This is a genomic window from Bacillus carboniphilus (assembly GCF_020524035.2).
Classification (GTDB): domain Bacteria; phylum Bacillota; class Bacilli; order Bacillales; family JAIVKR01; genus Bacillus_CC.
Window position 1 is genome coordinate 353333 of the sequence record NZ_CP129013.1, and the last position, 20681, is coordinate 374013.

20 protein-coding genes and 1 tRNA gene are annotated in these 20681 nt (G+C 35.0%); 13 read left to right on the top strand and 8 right to left on the bottom strand.

Annotated features, from left to right (window positions below; translation table 11 throughout):
- Positions 1–141 precede the first annotated feature (141 nt).
- Positions 142–214: transfer RNA gene (locus LC087_RS01815), tRNA-Val, on the top strand.
- Between the two features lie 50 nt (positions 215–264).
- Here LC087_RS01815 and LC087_RS01820 read toward each other — a convergent pair.
- Positions 265–957, bottom strand: a complete 693-nt coding sequence (locus LC087_RS01820; protein WP_226538799.1) for a 5'-methylthioadenosine/adenosylhomocysteine nucleosidase — start codon at positions 955–957, stop codon at positions 265–267.
- Positions 958–1169: 212 nt separating this feature from the next.
- On the opposite strand from LC087_RS01820, the gene LC087_RS01825 reads away from it, so the two are divergent.
- The 5 genes from LC087_RS01825 to LC087_RS01845 all read left to right on the top strand — a co-directional run bounded on the left by LC087_RS01825 (position 1170) and on the right by LC087_RS01845 (position 5062).
- Positions 1170–1958, top strand: coding sequence for an SDR family NAD(P)-dependent oxidoreductase (locus LC087_RS01825; protein ID WP_226538800.1), 789 nt, complete (start codon positions 1170–1172; stop codon positions 1956–1958).
- Positions 1959–2086: 128 nt separating this feature from the next.
- On the top strand, positions 2087–3568 hold the full coding sequence (locus LC087_RS01830; protein WP_371932642.1) for an aminotransferase class V-fold PLP-dependent enzyme: 1482 nt from the start codon (positions 2087–2089) through the stop codon (positions 3566–3568).
- Positions 3569–3650: 82 nt separating this feature from the next.
- A complete protein-coding gene (locus LC087_RS01835) occupies positions 3651–4028 on the top strand; it encodes a MerR family transcriptional regulator (protein WP_226538802.1) in 378 nt (125 codons plus the stop codon).
- A 49-nt stretch (positions 4029–4077) separates the two neighbouring features.
- Positions 4078–4722, top strand: coding sequence for an NAD(P)-dependent alcohol dehydrogenase (locus LC087_RS01840; RefSeq protein WP_306019840.1), 645 nt, complete (start codon positions 4078–4080; stop codon positions 4720–4722).
- A complete protein-coding gene (locus LC087_RS01845; RefSeq protein WP_306019841.1) occupies positions 4709–5062 on the top strand; it encodes a zinc-binding dehydrogenase in 354 nt (117 codons plus the stop codon). The genes LC087_RS01840 and LC087_RS01845 overlap by 14 nt, the downstream gene beginning before the upstream one ends.
- A gap of 234 nt (positions 5063–5296) precedes the next feature.
- On the opposite strand, the gene LC087_RS01850 is transcribed toward LC087_RS01845, so the two are convergent.
- Both LC087_RS01850 and LC087_RS01855 read right to left on the bottom strand, forming a co-directional pair.
- Positions 5297–5857 (bottom strand): AAA family ATPase, encoded by a 561-nt coding sequence (locus LC087_RS01850; RefSeq protein WP_226538804.1) that lies wholly within the window; start codon positions 5855–5857, stop codon positions 5297–5299.
- A gap of 155 nt (positions 5858–6012) precedes the next feature.
- The gene (locus LC087_RS01855) at positions 6013–6132 is read right to left on the bottom strand and encodes a YjcZ family sporulation protein (RefSeq protein WP_264189788.1); all 120 of its coding nucleotides are present in this window, start codon (positions 6130–6132) and stop codon (positions 6013–6015) included.
- Positions 6133–6559: 427 nt separating this feature from the next.
- On the opposite strand from LC087_RS01855, the gene LC087_RS01860 reads away from it, so the two are divergent.
- Both LC087_RS01860 and LC087_RS01865 read left to right on the top strand, forming a co-directional pair.
- A complete protein-coding gene (locus tag LC087_RS01860; protein ID WP_226538806.1) occupies positions 6560–6751 on the top strand; it encodes a hypothetical protein in 192 nt (63 codons plus the stop codon).
- A 109-nt stretch (positions 6752–6860) separates the two neighbouring features.
- Positions 6861–7373 (top strand): hypothetical protein, encoded by a 513-nt coding sequence (locus LC087_RS01865; protein ID WP_226538807.1) that lies wholly within the window; start codon positions 6861–6863, stop codon positions 7371–7373.
- Positions 7374–7541: 168 nt separating this feature from the next.
- On the opposite strand, the gene LC087_RS01870 is transcribed toward LC087_RS01865, so the two are convergent.
- A complete protein-coding gene (locus LC087_RS01870; protein ID WP_226538808.1) occupies positions 7542–8609 on the bottom strand; it encodes a spore coat kinase CotI in 1068 nt (355 codons plus the stop codon).
- Positions 8610–8897: 288 nt separating this feature from the next.
- On the opposite strand from LC087_RS01870, the gene LC087_RS01875 reads away from it, so the two are divergent.
- Genes LC087_RS01875 through LC087_RS01885 form a run of 3 tightly spaced genes read left to right on the top strand, consistent with a single transcriptional unit; the run spans position 8898 to position 11571 of the window.
- On the top strand, positions 8898–10028 hold the full coding sequence (locus LC087_RS01875) for a glycosyltransferase family 4 protein (protein WP_226538809.1): 1131 nt from the start codon (positions 8898–8900) through the stop codon (positions 10026–10028).
- Positions 10025–11092: a CotS family spore coat protein gene (locus LC087_RS01880; protein WP_226538810.1), complete on the top strand. Its 1068-nt coding sequence runs from the start codon at positions 10025–10027 to the stop codon at positions 11090–11092. Before LC087_RS01875 ends, LC087_RS01880 begins: the two co-directional genes overlap by 4 nt.
- On the top strand, positions 11089–11571 hold the full coding sequence (locus LC087_RS01885; RefSeq protein ID WP_306019842.1) for a hypothetical protein: 483 nt from the start codon (positions 11089–11091) through the stop codon (positions 11569–11571). The genes LC087_RS01880 and LC087_RS01885 overlap by 4 nt, the downstream gene beginning before the upstream one ends.
- 463 nt (positions 11572–12034) lie before the next feature.
- Here LC087_RS01885 and LC087_RS01890 read toward each other — a convergent pair whose 3' ends face one another.
- Both LC087_RS01890 and LC087_RS01895 read right to left on the bottom strand, forming a co-directional pair.
- Positions 12035–13174, bottom strand: coding sequence for a glycosyltransferase family 4 protein (locus tag LC087_RS01890; RefSeq protein ID WP_226538812.1), 1140 nt, complete (start codon positions 13172–13174; stop codon positions 12035–12037).
- A gap of 6 nt (positions 13175–13180) precedes the next feature.
- Positions 13181–14131 carry an NAD-dependent epimerase/dehydratase family protein gene (locus LC087_RS01895; RefSeq protein WP_226538813.1) on the bottom strand — a complete coding sequence of 317 codons (951 nt, stop codon included), beginning with the start codon at positions 14129–14131 and terminating at the stop codon, positions 13181–13183.
- A 348-nt stretch (positions 14132–14479) separates the two neighbouring features.
- On the opposite strand from LC087_RS01895, the gene LC087_RS01900 reads away from it, so the two are divergent.
- Positions 14480–15301: a DUF6612 family protein gene (locus tag LC087_RS01900; protein ID WP_226538814.1), complete on the top strand. Its 822-nt coding sequence runs from the start codon at positions 14480–14482 to the stop codon at positions 15299–15301.
- Positions 15302–15399: 98 nt separating this feature from the next.
- On the opposite strand, the gene LC087_RS01905 is transcribed toward LC087_RS01900, so the two are convergent.
- Positions 15400–16584 (bottom strand): DUF5692 family protein, encoded by a 1185-nt coding sequence (locus LC087_RS01905; RefSeq protein ID WP_226538815.1) that lies wholly within the window; start codon positions 16582–16584, stop codon positions 15400–15402.
- 404 nt (positions 16585–16988) lie between these two features.
- On the opposite strand from LC087_RS01905, the gene LC087_RS01910 reads away from it, so the two are divergent.
- Complete coding sequence (locus tag LC087_RS01910; RefSeq protein WP_226538816.1) at positions 16989–18425, top strand: M28 family peptidase; 1437 nt, start codon at positions 16989–16991, stop codon at positions 18423–18425.
- A gap of 116 nt (positions 18426–18541) precedes the next feature.
- Here LC087_RS01910 and LC087_RS01915 read toward each other — a convergent pair whose 3' ends face one another.
- On the bottom strand, positions 18542–20650 hold the full coding sequence (locus tag LC087_RS01915; RefSeq protein WP_226538817.1) for a neutral/alkaline ceramidase: 2109 nt from the start codon (positions 20648–20650) through the stop codon (positions 18542–18544).
- Positions 20651–20681 lie beyond the last annotated feature (31 nt).

The window sequence follows — 20681 nt, forward strand, 5'->3', positions numbered from 1 at the left end:
TAATCTATGTGAAAGTACCTTCGATATTAAAGCTATAAACAACTTTCAATGAACACGAATTATAAAGAATATACAAAAAATGATTGACTTCTTTTTTATTCAATAATATAATTACTTTTGTCACTAATGAATTGAATATTTGATTCCGTAGCTCAGCTGGGAGAGCGCTACCTTGACAGGGTAGAGGTCGCTGGTTCGAGACCAGTCGGAATCATATCGAAAACCTGTACCTACTTTACTATGGTAGCTACAGGTTTTTATTTTTTATGGCCATTTCATTTCACTTAACATTCCTAAAACTATTTGTGCGGATTGATTAGCAGCCATCTCTTCATACTTTTTATAATCGAGTGTTGTGTTCTCATCCGCATTGTCAGATATACTTCTAATAATGACGAAGGGGACTTTATTTATATGAGCCACTTGAGCAATTGCTGAACCTTCCATCTCTACGCAAGCAGGCGCATAGTTTTTAACAATCCTTGTTTTTTCTTCTATGTCTTCGATAAATGATTCTCCACTAACAATTCTTCCTAAATGATAAGTTGAGTTTAATTTCAAATAAGCACATGTTTGAAGGGCAAGTTCGATTAGTTGTTTATCTGCTTGAAAGGTTTCTTGAAAAGGAAAGAGGTTTTTCTTTTGTTCTACTCGAACGTCATGGTGAGTAACATCTGAAGAAATGACAACGTCATATATTTTAACTGCTTCGTCTAGACTTCCAGCTATCCCAGTATTAATAATCGAGTAAACTGAAAACTGATCAATTAAAAGTTGTGTGCATGCAGCGGCATTTACTTTCCCAACTCCGCTATTCGTAATAATGATTTCATTACTAAACAATTCTCCATGATAAAAAGGGAATCCTGCATAAGTGAATTTTGTTAGGTTTTGTACTTTATTGATGAGTAGGTCAATTTCTACTTGCATCGCTCCAATAATGCCAATTTTCTTCACATGTTGTCACTCCTAAATTATTGATTAAACATTCTTACCCTTCCATTCTATATTAATTATCAAGAAAGAAACAGAAGGCTAAATTATTTGCACATTATAACTTAGTACAGATTAAAAAGTGAGTTCAAGTTTTATTGGAAAAAGCAGAAGATTAAAGCTACCTTCATTGTCGTGTTATGATAAAGAAAATATTAATGGAAGGATGATGATCATTGACTGTCTTTGCAAAAGATGCCTTTAAAGGGAAGCATGCCTTAGTTACGGGGGCAACAGGTGGAATTGGTTCAGAAACAGCAAGAACGCTTGTGAGTATGGGTGCTAATGTCACAATCACAGGGAGAAATAATCAAAAGTTAGAACAACTATTAGGTGAACTTTCAGAGAATGAACGGTCCCTAGTCTTCGCATATCCCGCAGATATAACAATCGAAGAAGAACGAAAACAATTAGTAAAGGAAGCGGAAAACACAAACGGTCCAATATCTTTACTTGTTAATAATGCTGGAATAATGGGGGGTGGACTCTTAGAAAACCTTGAACAAGAAGAGATGGAACGAGTGATGGATTTAAATTACACCTCAACCGTTCTTCTAACTAAATTAATTTACCCATCAATGAAAAAGAATAGAGAAGGTTCAATTGTGAATGTAGCTTCTTTATCAGGTTTAAGAGGTACATATGGTGGAACAGCCTATTGTGCATCTAAGTTTGCCTTAATTGGTTTTACCCAGTCATTATCATTGGAAGCTCTTGAACATAATATAAGAGTAAATGCAGTATGTCCGGGTTATGTTGATACGGAAATGGGGAGGTCAGCCGCTCGAAATAAAGCAGAACGAGAAGGAATCCAAGTTTCAGAAGTGATTAAGAGTTCAATTCCATCAGGCCGGATGACAACCTCAAAAGAGGTCGCCAATACGATTGTATTCTTACTAACGGATGCTGCAGAAAATATAGTCGGTGAATCAGTTAAGATTTCAGGTGGAGCGGTATTAAGATAAAACAATCAAAAACAATCTGAATTTAACGATCTATAGTCCTAGCTTTTAGAAGTTAAGGTTATAGATCGTTTTCTTTTAGTTGGAAAAGGTACGATTTCAAATAGGATGAGTAAAATGTATTACTTAAGATGGATGAACGGATAATGCTTGAAGGAGGGGGAATTGTGCACTATTTTCGAAACATTCGTGAACAAATAGTTGGTATTAATCATTATGTTTCAACACCTTATGGATATAAAAAGCTTATTTATTTTGATTGGACGGCTAGTGGAAGGTTATTTTACCCCATAGAAGAAAAGATGCTTCATGTTGTTGGACCGATGATTGCGAATACTCATACAGAGTCTAACTCAACGGGCTCCTTTATGACTAACTTATACTTAGAGTCGTTACAAAAAATAAAAAAACATGTCAATGCGAATTCAGAAGATGTCATTATTACAGAGGGATCTGGCTGTACAACAGTGATAAATAAATTTCAAAGAATTTTAGGGCTAAAAGTTCCAGAACGGTTTCAGCATCTTGTAAAACTAGAAGGAAAAAAAAAGCCCGTTATTTTTTTATCGCATATGGAGCATCATTCTAATCAAACAAGCTGGATGGAAACGATAGCTGATGTAGTTATTGTTGAACCAACCTTAAGGGAGAATGTTAAACCAGAATATTTAAGGGAGTTGTTAAGTAAATATAATGACCGAGATTTAAAAATTGGTTCCTTTACTGCGTGTTCGAATGTCACTGGGGTGGTGCCACCATATCATGAATTAGCGAAGATTATGCATGAGCACGGAGGGTATTGTTTTGTTGATTTTGTTGCTTCAGCTCCTTATGTTCATATGAATATGCATCCAGAAGACCCAATGGAAAAATTAGACGCGATCTTCTTTTCTCCTCATAAGTTTCTAGGAGGACCTGGTTCTTGTGGTGTGCTCATTTTTGATTCGAAACTATATTCAAACACGATACCTGATCATCCAGGTGGCGGAACAGTAGTATGGACTAATCCATGGGGTGGGAAAAAATATTTTGACAGTATTGAAGCAAGGGAGGATGGGGGAACACCAAACTTTTTACAAACCGTCCGTGCAGCCTTAGCAGTTTCACTTAAAGATGAGATGTTGTTAAATGGGATGTATGAAAGAAAAAACGATTTACTCGATTATTTATGGAGCGAATTAACGAAAATAGAAGAAGTAGTGATCTTTGAAAGAAATGATAAAGATCGATTGTGTATTATTTCATTTTACATTGAAAACACTCATTACAATTTAGTCGTTAAGCTGTTAGATGAACGCTTTGGCATTCAAGTTAGGGGAGGATGTTCTTGCGCGGGAACATATGGGCATTATCTACTAAAGATTACTCCATCAAACTCTAAAAAGATTACGGACCAACTTGATTCAGGTAATATGGCTGAAAAACCTGGGTGGGTTCGTGTCTCATTGCATCCAACAAATACTACAGATGAAATAGACGTTTTTATTTTCGCTATAAACGAAATTATTGAAAATTATCAAGAATGGAAAAAGGATTATATTTTTGATCCGTCAACAAATGAATTTACTCATAAAGCTTATGTGGAGCCCTCTTTCATGAACTTTTTTGCTTAGAAAAATAATATGTTGATCGTTGACCCTGACATTAATGTCATCCTTTATAATGAAGTCAATATAGAGTAAGGGGGAATTTTTGATGCGAATTGGAGAATTATCAAAAGAAACAGGAGCTAGTATCAGATCGTTAAGGTATTACGAACAGAAACAATTGATCCAAGCTCAACGTTCACCAAATGGTTATCGAATCTTTGATGTAGATACTGTACAACGCGTTAAATTAATTCAACTTTATTTAGGGTTAGGGCTAAATACAGATCAAATTATTCAGCTTCTATCATGTAAAGACGATGATATTATTACTGCAATTGATGACCCCTCTAACGAACTTATTCACGCCTTCCAACAAAAACTAAATCAAGTAAACAATGAAATTACCACACTACTAGGAATAAAGGAAAGATTAGAAGGTGTAGTAGGAACTTTAAAGAGAAAAGGAGTGGAAAAGCGTTGTTAGTGAATATCAAGATAAGAAAATTGAAGAGTTGTTATAAGGAGAAATACTTATGAGAGGAGTTATTATTGAAAGGTATGGCAATGCAGATGTGTTAATGTACACATCTAATCTTGCTATTCCTAAAGTAGAAGAAAATCAAGTATTAATAAAAAATTTTGCTGTAAGTGTAAATCCACTTGATTGGAAAATTCGTAACGGAAATTTAAAATGGGTGACAGGAAAAAGGTTTCCTATAGTATTAGGACATGATTTGTCTGGTACAATTGTGAAAGTAGGCTCAAAAGTGACGAAGTTTCAGGAAGGTGACCAAGTCTTTTGTATGATGGATGCAAATCAAAAGTTTTCTAAAACAGGGTTTGCTAAAAGTGGTGCATACGCAGAATATAGCGTGACAAGAGAGGATACATTGTCTATAAAACCTGCCTCTCTTTCTCCTATTAATGCAGCTTCTGTCCCTTTAGCAGCTCTAACTGCCTATCAAGCGATTGTAAAAAAAGCAAACCTTCAAGAAGGACAAAGAATATTAATTAATGGTGCATCTGGTGGAGTTGGTATGTTTGCAATTCAACTTGCGAAGGTCAGAGGAGCTCATGTTACCTGTGTGTGTAGTGAGGAAAATTTCCCTTTAGTTTCAAAACTAGGTGCTGATGAATGCATTGACTATAAAAAAGGAAAATTTCATGCAAAGATCTAATCAATATGATGTGATCTTTGATGTCATTGCCAATACCTCCTATAATAAATGTAAAAGAAAATTGACGAGAAATGGAATATACATTTCAAACATCGCAACCGTTCGAACTATATTTGGTAGTCTGCTTCATCCAGTGAAAAAAATCATGGGCATAAGAAAAAAACAAACCTATAATTGGGTTAAACCAGAAGGAGAGAACTTGGAAAAAATAAGCAAATTGATTCAGAGAGGTTTTGTTAAACCTATTGTTGATAAAGTTTTCCCTCTTTCAGAAGTTCGCCAAGCTCAAGAATATTGTGAAACAGGGCAAAAAAGAGGAAAAGTTGTGCTGAAAATATGATTTAGTTTTGAAGAGAATCTAAAAGAGGTTATTCAAAAGGTCCTAAGATGGTCTGGTTGCCCAAGCATCATCGTTAGCCACAGGATGTGGCTGAACTTAAGTGATGTTCCTTAGAAGTATTTAGAATGATTATTCGTTCTCCTACTTTAAGAGTAGAATTATCAGAGATTTTAATTTTCAGGAACTTTTTCTCTTAGTTGTTAAGGATAACTCCATAAAAAAACCTTTTATAGTTTAAAGTGCAAATGTTTCTTTTATTATTTGTGCCACTTCTTCAGGTTGTAAATGGGTGTTGTTAATTTTTATGTAGTTTTTTTGCTGAATTTCCCCTTCGTACGAGTGAAGGCGAAATTGATCTAACGAATGAACGACTTCGTGGTCAGAAAACTCCACGTTTCTTTTGGTCGGTTTATGAGCTAGACGATGCGGTGTTTGATTACGTATTCTTCTCTCTTCCATTTCTGCTTCAAGCTCGACGAAAAATATCTCTGCCCCTGATTCTTCAAATATTTTACAAGTATTATTGATGAAATTCCAGTCTTCTTGTTGGTCGAAAGCCCATACATAAGTAAAAATGACTCCAGATAATTGACTTTGAGCCATTTCTTTAAACATTTCATTTCGAAATAAGTTTACTAGACGATTAAAGGATGGAGTTCCAAAATCAAAAAAAGGACAAATAAGCTCAATGGTCATATGATTATGGAAAAGTTTTAGTTCAGTTATTTCTTCTAAATGATGTCCGATTGTCATTTTTCCGACCGCTTGTGGTCCAAATAGTAGTACAAATTTCATGATTGATCCTCCTGAATGAGTCAATGTAATCGTTGATTTGTTTAAGCATACAATAACTACTTCTTCAAATCTACTGGTTTTAACTTTAGTGCCATTCCAAAATAAAAATAGATAATTAACCTGTCATCAGATCAATTATCTATTTTTCATTTTGATTAAGCCGCAAGAAAGGCTGCACCAATGATGACAAGGAGAATAAATAAAACGAGAATTAAAGCGAATCCTCCGCCACCTCCATAGTAGCCTCCGCCATAACAACAGCCACCATAACTCAAAAGAAACACCTCACTTTTTTCGAGTTTATTAAATATGAATATAAATGAGTGGTGGAAAATTGATACTCACTCATAGAGGGTAGTTGAGAAGAGTTTTCCAAATAATTTAGAATCTCTTCTTTACATAAATACTATGCAATGAAAGGTTGTCTCGAATGGACAATTGACTATAAATTTTATAGGCATGAGCGGATTTTTTGGGTTTTTATATTAAGGATAAAAACAGTTTCAACTTGATTATTAGATGTGGTCTGTCCCTCATGTGTGATTTCGTGTGTCGTTTACTAATTTTGTTGTCTTGCTTCTAAAAACAGTACATCTAACTGTGTCAAAGTTAAAATTCCGGAATAGAATAACGTAAGAAGTCATATGAAAATAAATTTAGTCTATTCAATTCATGGTACTTTTAATGGAAGGAGTTTAGTTCATGAAAAGTAGCTATACAAGAAAAGATGGCCGAGAAGTTGTGGTGATTAATGGAAGTTCATCCTCTTTTAAAAAACGAAAACAAACAAAGAAGGAGTTAAAGAAAGTTAAAGTAACCGATAGTATGGATGAATGGATGAGAAAAAGAACTTGTCAAGATTGTTACGGATGGTTATATGGAAAAAATAATTAATAAAAATAATGTATAAACCATTTAATGATAAAAAGGTATGTCATATACCTATACAAAAATATTTTCGATGAATAAAATACAGTAGTTTAGATGAAAGGAGGGAAGTTTTGTGAAGAAAAATAAACAGCGAATTGTTAGTGGTGGTTCACGTCATAGTGGAAAATATATAAAATCAGGTAGTTCGTATATGAAATGGAAAACAGAATATGATGAATATATTGATAGAAGGCATGAGAAACATTCAGACGAAAATGAAGAATGGGAACACGACACATGTAATGAATATAGAGAAGAACATGAAAACGATTCGGATGAAAGATGGGATGACGATTGGAAAAATGATTTCGATGACGAGTGGCAAGAAAAGAGAAAGAAAGAATACGATGAAGAATGGGAGCAAGAATGGAAAAAAAGAAAGAAGTACTGTATGAAATGGAAAAAAGAGTGGGAAGAGCGAGAAGAGTGCTGTAAAGAATGGAAAAAGAGATGGAGAGAAGATAAAAGTGATTGTAGCAAGTGTAAAAAAATAGAATGTAAATTATGTGAGAAGTGGAAACGAGATTGGGAAAAGAAAAAATGTTTATGTGAAAAATGGATTTGGGAATGGGAGCATAGACATTAAGGTGTTATTTGTTTATAAAGAAAATAATTAATTGGAACCTCATTACAACTTTGTGGGAATGAGGTTCTTTGTTTTACTGATATAGAATGAAGGTGGAGCTATGTTGACTACAGAGAGCGTCGATGGAAATAGGAGATACTAACATCAATTTTGCTGCTATAAGAGCTCTTACGCTTTTTTTATTAATGCATTCAGTGCTTTGGATTTCACTCGTTCAAATTCAATTGCTTCTGTTAACTCTTCGACGAGGAGTGGGGACTTTCGCACATATCTTTCGCGAATAATATCATATAGTTCATACGGGAAGAGCATATCAATATACATGACGTCTAGTTGATCGGTAGAGAAAGGAGAAACCGATTGATAGCTAGTAAGCATGAAGTGGAACATCTCTTCATTCCATGAATTTAAATCATCATCAAGAAGAGGAACAATCAATTTACGCAGATCTCTAATAGGTAAGTCAAAGGAAACGGTGTCGAGATCAATTATCCAAATATCCCCTTTTTCATCTAATAAGGTGTTCCCTGTTCCGTAATCTTGATGACATAAGTTCGGTGTTTGTTCTATTTGCTCTACCCAAGATAGGTAAATAGAAGCATTTAGTCGTTCTAAAGTGTTTCTTGCTTCATCTAGAATTGAATCAATCTCGGATAAATAAATAGTGGAAAAAGGGTCATTCTCATAAGTTTGTGCAATTAATTTCCATGTGCTCATTTGTTGAAATCGTTTTACATAATGGTGAGTCCACCTCCCCAGTTTTTTAAAAATGGGTACTCCATTGGGTGGGGTATACCCAACTGATGCTTCATGAAAGTCAGCTAGTCCTTTCATTACAAACTGCAAATCTTCCTTATTTGTTAAGTCAAAAGGTCTGCCTTCAATCCATTCGTATAAGACAAACAGGAATGATCCGTTTTTTGTGTATAGCTGTTGATCTTTAGTTGGAATTATAGCTGGTACCCGAAATTCTTTCTTTGCTAAATAATCTTGAGCATGAATAGAAAATAGTGCTTTTTTCTTTGGACGATGGATCCGTTTCAAACAAAATGGGCCTTGATTAGTATGGATTTTCCATACTAATGCTAACTGTCCTCCTTGAATGACTTCAATAGAAGTTACAGTAAATGGCCAATGAACCATCATCGTTTCTGCAAATCGAGTTAATCTTTCTATTTCTTGAGGAGTTAAGAGGAATTCCTCCTCTGTTAAGAAAGTATTTTGTTGTTCAATCATTTTTATCACCTATCCTTTTTATACTATATGTGGATTTGAGTGGTCATGCATAGACGCACGTCCTAGAAAAGGATAAAAAAATAGATTTTTTTGTGTCATTAACCATTCTAGTAACGAGTATTTTCTTTTCTAAATGTAATAAATAGGCTTTTATAATCGCACATTTGTCTAATTTAATACGTAACATACAAGGAAGAGACTTAGTTTAAGAGATAGTATCATTGATACTCATGGGGATTATATTCAGGATAAAGTTATATACCAACTTTATAAATAAAGGAGGTTACTATGAGAATTGCATTTATAGCGACTGAAAAACTTCCAGTTCCTGCAGTAAGAGGGGGAGCTATTCAAATTTATATTGATGGGGTCACAAAGATCATTTCAAAAAATCATGACGTCACTGTTTTTTCAATTACAGATGAACAACTCCCAAATAAAGAAACAAAAAACAGAGTATCGTATATTCGTTATCCAGAAGATCAATATTTACAAGGAATACAAAAAGGTCTTAAAGAGAGGAACTTTGACGTTGTCCACTTATGTAATCGACCGAAATGGATTAATGAAATGAAGGAAGTAGCTCCAAATACAAAATTTGTGTTAAGCGTTCATAATGAAATGTTTACAGAAGAAAAGATTAGTGAAGAAGAGGGATCTATTTGTATAGATAGTGTAGAAAAAATAGTGACTGTTAGTGATTATATTGGTAGCACGATTTCATTAAGATTCCCAAAAGCAAAAGGGAAAATAAGTACGGTGTATTCAGGCGTTGATTTAGCTAACTACTATTCTATTTGGAGTCCTACAGGTAATAAAAGAAGACAAGAAGTGAGAAAAGAGTTAGGAATAGTGGGGAGGGACGTTGTTTTATTTGTAGGGCGATTGAGTAAGGTAAAAGGTCCACATCTTTTATTACAAGCTCTGCCTTCAATTATTGAAAAACACCCTAAAGTGATGTTAGTATTCATTGGTTCAAAATGGTTTGGTGAGAATCAAATCAATAATTATGTAAAACATCTATACACTCTTGGTGCACTACACCAAGAAAATGTAACGTTTATTAAATTTGTTGAGCCATCAAGGATTCCGATTCTATATAATATGGCTGACATTTTCGTTTGTTCGTCACAATGGCAGGAACCGCTTGCAAGAGTTCATTACGAAGCAATGGCCTCAGGACTACCCATTATTACCAGTAATCGTGGAGGAAATCCAGAAGTCATTGACCAAGGAAAGAATGGCTATATCATTGATGATTTTGAAAACCCTGAAGAATATGCTAAGCATATAAATTCTTTGTTAGAAAAACCTGCAACTAGAGAGAGAATAGGTAAAAACGGAAGGCTTTTTGCAGAAAAGCAATTCGGATGGAGTAGAGTAGCTTCGGATTTACTCAATGTGTACCAAACAATATGAAAAATGAAAGAGGTGAAAACATGAAACTTGATAAAGTGTTAGACTTGTATCCATTAGAAATTGATAAGGTCGAGCTTTTATCGAATCGAAGTGGTCGGACAATTTGGGAAGTAGAGACTGAGGACGGAAACAAGGTTTTAAAGCAAGCGTTTATGAATCCGAGACGTATGGTTTTTATAACAGGCGCTCACCATCACCTTTATAATCAAGGGTTACCTATAACAAAAATCCAACCAACTAAAAAAGGTGGGCTTTGTATCGGATCAGGTGATAGTGCGTTTGTCTTATACGACAAAGTTATGGGTAAAGAAATGAGTTATTATAATCAAGAACATTTGAAAAAAATGATGGAATTTGCAGGGCGTTTTCATCATGCCTCTAAAGGATATAAGGAAAGAGAAGAAAGTAAAAAGAGAAGTAGATTGGGGAAATGGGAAAAACTTTATAGGTGGAAGATTCAAGAGCTTGAAGGGCATAAACTAATTGCACAATCCTATACAGATGACCAATTTTCACAATATTTTTTAGAGCATGTGGATGAAATGATTTCTAGAGGAAAAAGGGCTTTAAAGAATTTAATTGAACAATCGTATTATGATCAATGGACGAAACAAACATTACAATCGAGAAGCTTTTGTCAACAGGACTTTACATTAGCTCGAATTGTTTTAGTTGAAGATGAGCCGTTTATGAGAGAGCTTCATTCAGTATCGTATGATTTACCCTCCAGAGATTTACGCATTATATTAAATAAGGTTATGAAGAAAATGTCCATTTGGGACGAAAAATTGGCGCTTCATATTTTGGCTAGTTATGATGCAATCCATCCTTTAAATAAAGATCAATATCGAGTATTATGGACTGATTTATTGTTCCCTCATCTATTTTGTGCAACGATTCATAAATATTACCTGCAGCAAAAGTCTGCATGGTCAGATGAAAAATATATGTGGATGCTACAAAATATTATTCAAGTTGAAAATTCAAAAGCATCGTTCTTAAATCAATTTGACTCGCACTTTAATCATATTAAAGAGCAAAGCAAGGAGAGATCTTTTACATGAGCCATAATGGAAACAAAAAAATACCCATTTTAGATTTAGAAAAGTTTCAGTTTTCTCCACCAGGTCCTATGGGATGGAATTACTCAAAATATGATCCAGCGATGAAGTCAGAAACAGAAAATCTTGAATCAAGTGTAACAAGTTCTTTACCTGAAGAAAAAAGTCAAGAGGATATTCAATTAGTCGAATTACCTTTGGAAATGCTCTCATATCCTTCCACCATGACTGAAACGGTGATAGAAGTTACAGACCATGTGGAAGAAGAAAAAGAGGAGATTAATCAACAAGAAGAACTTGGCGAACAAGTCGAACAAGAGGATCACGATCATAGTGGTGAAACACCGATAGAAGAGGATTTTCAATTAGAACAAGTATTATTATTAGAAGAAATTGAAGAAGAGATTCCAAAAACGAAAGTAACTTATATAAAACTCAATCTTCTTCAGCACCTCCTTGGTTTTCTTCCAATAAAACGATAATGAAGCCCATATTTATCAATCCTTGAAAAAGGGTTGATGTTTTTTATTATCCACATGACTGGTAGAAAGGGACTGTCCAGAGAGACCATGATCATAGTAAATAAGGACAAATTGAAAACCCAAAAATGTCGATATAACAGCATTTTTGGGTTTTCCTTTTCAGACAGCCGTTTTTCTTTATAAAGTAAGAGAGTATAAAAATCTGTCCTTATTTGGATGGTGCTTTTATTTTTGTCTAGCTCCAGCGCCTAGCCAGGAGACGCCTCCAGGAGGGAGGTGGATCTACGTTGCCACAGGACGTGGCTGTTTTTAGTAGATCCTTCGCTTTCGGACTTTTCGTGTTTCCTTTATCTCATACGGCGATGAACAGGATGTTCTAGCGTCAACGTTTGTCACAGGATGTGACTGCTCTTAGTTGACGTTCACTTTTTTATGCGTTGCTAAACGGGCGCTTGCGCTTTTCTTATAGTTTGTGCACATATTCATATACATGTAGTAATCTTTCTGAGACATGAGAAAATTGAAAGCGTTCTTCAATCATTTTTCTGCCGTTATTTGCTATATGGTATCCGAACTGAGGTTGATCTAATATCCAATTAATCACCCTAGCGAATTCAAGAGGATTTTTATAATCTTTAATTAAAAGTCCATTTACTTCATTTTCAATCACTTCTCCATTACCGCCACGATCTGTAGTGATAATGGGAACACCCGCTGCCAATGCTTCATAGTGTACCCTGGCTAAAGGTTCGTTCCATTGAGAGCTACATACAAAAACATCTCCCATTAAAAAAATATTAGGTATTTTATTTGGAGGTATGAATTTGACAAATCTCACATAGTCATCTAATGAACTAGCACATTCATATAAAAAATGTACATAGTTGTTTGGTCGGTTATCACTAAACCATTTTCCTCCCACAATGACTAATACAGCATCAGGGTGTTCGTCAATGATATGAGGGATAGCTTCGATAAGCTTGTGGGGTCCTTTCGTTTTACTTAATCGTCCTATAAATAAAATGACTTTTTTGTTAACTAAATCAAATTTTTCACGACACACTTTTCTGATCTTTTTTCCGATTGGAGACCAAATAGGGGGGTACTGATTTATATCTACTCCTGAGTATACGACATGAAGTTGTTTTACTGCACTCGGAAACCTTTTTAAAACGGTGTTTTTTATAAAATGACTGACGGTTGTGATAGCATGTGTAGAGTTTAAACAAGTGAGTGCTTCCTCATCTGTTAGTTTTTCTTCAGCAAACATTTCATTGTGAAGACTTAGGACAATACGACTATTTGGGGAGGCTGCTTTATATAGTTTTACTTGTTTAGGTCTGTTAAACACATGAATGATATCAAAATGGTGTTTTCCTATTTCCTGTGATACATCTTGTATATACGTAGATCGTGGAAAACGAATATACTTCACAAGTCCGTCATCTTCTCTTTTAGGGAGAGAGGAATCTGTTATAGAAAAAATAGTTAGTGGATAAAGAGAGCTTATAAAGGGGGTGACACCGTCTATCATCATTTGTATAGCTCCTCCTTTAACAGCGGGAGAAGGCAATTTTTCAGTACATATGAAAGCAATATCCAAAAATGATCACCTCCAGTAAACCTTTTTTAAATAATGATATTGTTTTGATAGGCCATTATATAAATTTGTTGAAGGTTTATATTTTAACAGTTTTTCAGCCTTAGAAATGTCAGCCCAAGTATGTTTAGGCTCACCGATAGGCTGAGGTAAGAACTCCTTGTTTACTGTTTTATTTGTAATTGATTCTAGTAAGGAAATAGTGTCTAACACAGATGCCCTTTCCAAGCCACCAATATTAATGGTTTCTCCAATAAGTTGTTGATGTTGATTTAAAACATTCATTGTTCCATTTATACAGTCATCTATATACGTAAAGTCTCTTGTTTGTAACCCATCTCCATAAATAGTGATTGGTTCATCTAGTAAGATTCGCTTAATTAATCGATGAAAAAACATATCTGGTCTTTGCCGAGGACCATAGACGGTGAAGAAACGAAGAATAACGACAGGTAGATCATGGTTTTGCTGATATACATGGCATAAATATTCACCTGTTAATTTTGTTACGCCATATGGCGATAACGGGGAAAGGCAAGCATTTTCTGAAACTTTATTCGATGCATGACCATACACTGAGGAGGTGGATGCATAAATAAAAGCTTTTACATCTGCTTGTTTACATGCTTCCAGTAAGCGTTGTGTAACGAGAATATTATTTTCTACATACGGGTCAAAATCTTTTCCCCAACTTTTTCTAACACCTGGTATAGCTGCTAGGTGGTAAACAATATCAATATCGTTTAATAATGTAGATAAGTCATAAGTCAATAAATTATCAACCACCAATTCAAATCTGGGATGGTTTATATAATTGTTAATGTAAACGCTTTTCAATGGTAATGAAGTGGGGCCAATGAAGGCGTCAATCCCTCTTATATAGACTGAAGGAATGCGGAGTAATGCTTCGCAAAGATGAGATCCAATAAATCCGCAAGATCCTGTTACTAAAATTTTCATGATGTCAACTCCGTTGCATTATATTACTTTACCTAAGTCTGGGTTCAAAAAGTCAGGTGTAAAGACTGATGTATTGAAATGTGAAACTGTCGTATAATAAAATCCTGTTCATTACAAGACTTTTGAACTTTTCCTATAGAAAATTGTACAAACAGTGTGTTCATTCATATATTAAAAGCTGTTCCTCTTATATTATATGGAGAAGAAGGGGGTAAACGTGTTGGGTAACGGCCCAAGATAAAAAACTACTTAAGGAAAGCTCAAGATAATAGTTGAAAAAAATAGAAAAATATTCTAGTATTATTTCAAGGAAAATAAACTAAGTGGTCTTTATAAAGGGGATGCAATATGAAAAAAGTTGCGGTAGCATGGATATTATTAATTTTATCTTTTACTCTCATCTCATGTGATGATGCAAAAGAGGAAATCAAGCCTCGAAATTCAGTTAAAACGACAGCAAAAGTTGAGGAAAAACCGCAAGAGATTACGGTTGAAGAGGTTATGAAAAATATAGAAGTAGAATCTAAAAGCATTGAAACTTTTTCGGTTGATTCCATTTTTCTTAATAAGTTAAAGTTTGGTAATGAGTCAGAGAAAGTGAAGTTAAAAACAACGACAAAACTACATAGAAGCCCACTTTCCTTTCAACAACAAGGAACATATCAGCGAAATGAAGATGAACAAGAAGAATTTGAGATGTATTATAACGATCAAAAATTTCGAATTAGATCTAATGATGATTGGTCCGAGTTACCTAAAGATCAATTAGAGGTTTTTATGGAAACATATAATATAACTGAGAATCCAATCAATCAACTAGACCTTTTAAATGAAAATCTAAATGATGTTAAACTAAACCAGTCTGATCAAGAGTACACCTTATCTCTTACCTTAGCTAATCCAAGGGTAAAGGGATACATTGAAGAAAAAGTAAAAGACTATGTAACTCCTTCAGAGGAGGAAGGGATTGAAATTGACAGTATGCAAGTGAAAGAGTTTGTAGTTGAAATGACAATTGATCAAGAAAGTTATTTTCCTAAAAAAGTGAAGCATTATATTAGTGTTTCTTTAGGAATCGATGGAGAAAAGATACATATGATTCAAAACAATGAAAATGTATATGAGGATTATAATGAAGTGGAAGAAATGGAAACGATGATTAACAGTTAATATGGAAAGAAAAAGAGCTGTCGCAATTAGATCAGCTCTTTCGTCTGAAAGACGATATTCATGTTACGTCGTTAAACGTGCGCTTCCGCTTTTCTTCATTACCGATAGGCAACCGTTTCTTGTTTGACGACTTGAGGTTGAATTCTCATTCTTCTTAAATACACGATTGCATAAGCTACGTTTGCTGCTAAACTAATAACGGCAACAGATAACATTAAAAAGTCATTACGTGGTACAAGTATTTCCATTGTTTCTGTGAAGCGCGGGAATGTAAAGTAATACATAAACCAAGCAGCGAGAGTAAAGGCACGTGCTTGTAGCCAAGTTCCTTTTTTAATGAAAACAGCTGGTATAGTACAAGATAGCAGTACCATGAATTGTGCAGAAGCTGAACCTGGGAAGTTTAAGTAAACAAATACCCAATTCCAAATGTCATAGGCAATAATCCATAAAAGTGGCATTTTTGCCCAAACTAAATCACGCTCTTTTGTATCCTCAATCGTCATTTGTTTAAATCCATAGAACAAAGTAGCGATGGATAATATACCGGCAATACCGTTTAAAATGTTAGGTAAATAACCCATAGAAAAATCTTGTGTAACGGCTTCAGCAATATTCAAAGCTAAAAATAGGGCAGCGACTAATTTAGCAGACGTAAGCTTTCCTAGTTTTGAGAAGCGCATTAAAATATACCAAACACTGGCCCCTACAACGGAATACACTTTCACCCATTTAAACCAATAGGATACATCATGACTAGTCCAGATTGGTAGTAGCGCGATTGGTAATACGAAATAAAAGATGACACCTGCCCATTTAGATTTTCTAAATAGCTCATTTAGACCCATTAATACCACGAGGATCAATACCCAGTGAATCCAAGCAAAAGGACTATTATGCTCTTGTAAGGTTCCAAAATAAAAACCGTTTGAATAATGTAGTCCATCTTCTTCAATCGTTAGAGGATTGTCATCAAACTCAGTTATCTTTGCATTTTCTCCGCTTGTAATAATTAAGTTGTTATCTGAAATCTCCCAATTCTTTTCTTCGACAATATTGTCTCCACCTAGTTGCTTAGTAACAGTTACTAGATTGTTTTCTTGAAAGTCAAAGCGGTAAAAGAAAGCGCCTTCTCCTGACTCTCCATCTACAATCATTTGCCATTCACCTGTTGGTTCTATCGGATCTGCAGAAACGACCTGTACAGGTACTAGATTGGAAAAGGAAAACAAAGTGGTGAGAGCAAAAATGAATAGTAGTTTATAAGACCATTTACTTCTCATCTAAATTCACTCCTTTATTATTTTAAAAAAGTTATTGAAGTATAGAGTTTTGGATTGATTCTTTATTAGTAGTGCTTATATTACCTTTTTACTAAAAAATTCTAGGTAAAGATGTGATATTTTTAACAAATAGGACATTTTATTAAAATATTTATTCAATCTTTACTTTTCTGTGAACATTTCAAGTATTGAAAGGTTGCTACAGTAATAGCAACCTGTTCTTTCTTATTTGATCGCTATTTAAATAGTAAAACGACTCATTAAAAATAGTACAAATATCCTAAAATAAACTGTATTTTCAAATATTTTAAAAAATTCTAAAATTAGATCGAATTTCTCTTCTAAATCTAGTAAAGTTTTGCTATAGTATCATAGAGTTCTATATTTTGGGAGGGATAGATGATATGAAAAAGAAAGTTTCTTCACTTGTTTTAACTGGAGTGCTGTTGATAGGTGGATTTGGTAGTTTATCTGCGGAAGCGTCTCCTGTTTCACTACAGCAAAGATTAGATTTTAAGACAGATGTTGTGGAACACATCAATGTCGATCGAATTTATGATCATATTGCACATTTGTCACAAACACCACGTGTAGCAGGATCAGAGGAAGAGCATCAAGCAGCAGAATACATTGCAGAGCAATATGAATCATATGGTTATGAAGCAAACTTAGAGCCTTTTCAATTTTCAGCTTATGAATCCCCAGAATCTCTTTCCTTAACGGTTAATGGTAAAGAATACGAACCGTCTATTTTCACCTATAGTCCCTCTGGACAAATAAATGGTGAAGTTGTTTTTGCAGGGCTTGGTAAAAAAGAAGAAACGGAAGGGTTAGATTTAACTGGAAAGATCGCCCTTATTCAACGTGGTGAGCTTTACTTTTCAGATAAAGTGAAAAATGCAGCGGAGGCAGGAGCAATTGGGGTTATTATCTTTAATAATGTCGATGGAGGAATAAGCGGGACATTAGGCTCTCCAAGTGATGATTTTGTCCCTGCAGTGTCATTGACAAAACAGGCAGGAGAAGAAATCCTACAATTATTAGATCAAGAAACCGTAATCGCGGATTTGTCCATTATCGGAGGTGGAGTGAAAGAAAAAACGTCCTATAATGTTGAAGCTGTTAAATCAGTTACAAATCCCACTTTGGATACAGGTGAAACAGTCATAGTGGGTTCCCATTACGATTCGGTTGAAGGAGCACCAGGTGCAAACGATGATGCTTCAGGAACAGCGGCAACTTTAGAGTTAGCCAAGCTTTTTTCAACGTTACCAACAGATACAGAACTACGTTTTGTCACGTTTGGTGCGGAGGAGTTAGGTTTAATAGGCTCCTATGAATACGTGGACAACATGACGGAAGAGGAGATTGATCAAACAGTCGCTATGTTTCAAATGGACATGATTGGTAGTAGAGATGCGGGAGATTTAGTCATGAATACAGCTGATGGTTTACCAAGTGTTGTGACAGACTTAGGATCAACTGCAAGTGCTTTACTTTCTAATTTTGAGAATATTGTCCCGTTTGCTCAGTCGGGACGTAGTGATCATGTTCCGTTTTCTGAAGTAGGAATTGCGTCTGCTAATTTTATTCATAGTCCTTTAGAGCCATGGTATCATTCTCCAGATGATACGTTAGATAAAATTAGTAAGGCAAAACTAAAAGAGGTTTCAAATATTGTTGGGGCATCTGTTTATCAGTTCGCTAGATTAGATACCTCTGCATTTGAATTGAAAGAGCAACCGAATAGCAGCTTTGCAGCAAAAACATTTGTTCCAAGCCCATTCAGCAAAAAAGTAACCGTTAAAGAACATAGTCATGAAGATCAACATTTAAAGTAAAGTAAGGTAGGGGAAGGAAGTTTGAAACCGGCATGTGGGCAATTTTTGGGCAAAACTTTCAAACTCCTTCCCCTCTATTTATTTTTTCCATAATTTTGTTGTTCTATTCTAATAACTTAGTTCACGTTAACTTGAAAAGTGGAAGAAACACCTTTATAAGAACTGATTTTGCCGCTTATATTTTTATGAGCTCCGTAATGAACAATTCGATATTGTCCTTCTTCAACATCTTTGGGAATGTTCCACTTAATCGTCGTAAAAGAGGTAGCAAGAATAGTTGAATGTCTTTTCCAATAAAACTTTGTATTCCAATCGTTATCATCCGCAATAACTACCCATTGGTCGCCTTCTTTTTTCTGTACCTCCAAATACGTTTTTTGGGTTTTAAAGTCATTATTAGGATGACCTGCCCAAAAACTGACCTTTACTGTTTCTTCAGGCTCGTATTGAGAATCAACATCCGACCTTTTGCTACCGAATTCTTTACCGATTGGTGTACCATCAAATAATACTTTCGGTTTTAAATAAACTTGTTCGTCACTTAAATCTTTAGGTGTGGGATCGGACTGAACCGATCCGTCGTTTATAAGAGCGTCAGTCAATGAAGTGAATGCTTGCAAGTAAGCACTCAATGTCCACTTGCCAAATTGTGTAGATGCTCCTTCATAATGTTGTTTATCATATTCCTCAGGAGTTGCTACATAACTACTATAAGAATTTGATAATCCTGAAATAATGACAGTATTATCTTTTCCTGTTTTTTCATCTATCTGTTCTTTTATATGTGTTGTGAGTCGTCTTCCAGCCATAGTTGTAAATTCACCTGGTACAGAGAGTAAGTAAAGGTCACCTAGTTGTATCATTTGAATTGGAATTGTTTGAGGAGTCCATGCATCAGGAGTTACTTTAGAAGGAGCAAATAATACGGGCTTTGGAAAGTGTTGCTCCCATAGATCTGGATATTGGTTACCACTCATTTCACCAATTTGGGGTACAATAGAGAGCAAGGTTTGAACTTCATCGTAAAAGTGGTCATGATCATTTATAGAATACTCTGGTTGTGTCATTCCTTCATAAAAACTGGGGAGGATAGATGTTTCAGGTCTTCCATCTTCAGTACCAGCTGCAAATGAGTACCCTAATGTAGAGGGGAATGTGGATTGGACTATTCCGTTTGTATATTCTCCATTAATTTCAAGATTGGAAAAATCTCTGAAAATATGAATGGAACTCAAGGCTCCATCTAAACGTTTTGTTGCTTGCTCACTTAAATTTTCAGCCGCTTCATATTGAATTTCACCTGCTTTTTTAGTGTGTTCAAAGTCGTTTTCTCCGTAACCGATTCCATCACCAAAAATATTAGGTGTTACATCTCCTTCATTGGATTGTGCAAAGGCGGCGACAAATGTTTGAGAAGAATCATAATCTGTACTATAATCTTCTTCAAATAAATAAGATGCATACCCTTTATTATCACCGGAAATAAGAGAGTTTTCTTGTCCCATTGACACTGGATGAACAGGAAACCAGTTCAAAACACCAAGCAATTGACCGTCGTCGTTTCGAAAATTGAGTAAGGTCATCGTTTTGTCAAAACTATCCTCATATTGGTCCTTTTCTGATTGAGGGTTGTTATTATAGGCTTCTATAGAACGGTTTTTACTTGTTCCTTCAACTGTTCCTTGATTAAGTTCTAAATATCCAGGTTCGAGGTTGTCATGGGCTTGTATGATTGACTGGACAATACCATCTACTATCACGTCATAATTTTCTTCATAAAAACCAAATGTAGTAATATTATAAAGACCTTCATGAGAATATCCACCAGGTCCACTATGTGTGTGAGTGGCAGAGAGTAAAATATTATCATAACTGTATAGGTCGCCATAGCCTTTTTGTTTTAGTTTGTTTACCACTCCTTGTGTGACTGAATGAAAGATCATCCCTAAATCTGCACTTACAATGGCAACTCTTTGGTCCATACTCGAATCAGCAATAACAAAAGCTCTGGAACGTAACCGGAAGTGTATTCCTTCTGTCAATTGCTCTGTGTTTGCATAGCCCATCATAGCTAATTCAGCTGGAGGTCCAGTAATATCATAAATTCCTGTACCTACGAAATAGTTGCCTGTTTCAGATGAGGCATGGGCTTTAACGTTGAAAGCGTTTTCAAAAAAAGAAGATACGATAATTAAAGATAAAAAAACATAAATGAATGGTTTCATGTTATTCTCCTTCACTTTTGATTTTAATAAG